This window comes from Alteromonas marina (assembly GCF_000808575.1).
Taxonomy (GTDB): domain Bacteria; phylum Pseudomonadota; class Gammaproteobacteria; order Enterobacterales; family Alteromonadaceae; genus Alteromonas; species Alteromonas marina_A.
Window position 1 is genome coordinate 1 of the sequence record NZ_JWLW01000053.1, and the last position, 268, is coordinate 268.

A 268-nucleotide genomic window follows, 5' to 3' on the forward strand; every position below is an offset into this window, starting at 1 on the left:
GCAAAAGCAGTACTTTCATCTTTAGAGTAAAAAACCCTAATCAATCTTTACTGAAACAGTAAATATTCATTAGGATTTCGGGTCCAACGTGACACATTTCTACCTGTGTTACCTTCCTTTCTCAAAGTAAGGAAATGGTAGGCTTGGGCAGACTTGAACTGCCGACCTCACCCTTATCAGGGGTGCGCTCTAACCAGCTGAGCTACAAGCCTTCAGTATACTGCACTTAAACGTTGTTCAAGCTCAGATTCAAGTAGATGGTGGAGCT

General features: G+C 42.5%; 1 tRNA gene. It reads right to left on the bottom strand.

Annotated elements, in window-relative coordinates:
- Positions 1 to 135 precede the first annotated feature (135 nt).
- A tRNA-Ile gene (locus RJ41_RS14705) sits at positions 136 to 212 on the bottom strand.
- Positions 213 to 268 lie beyond the last annotated feature (56 nt).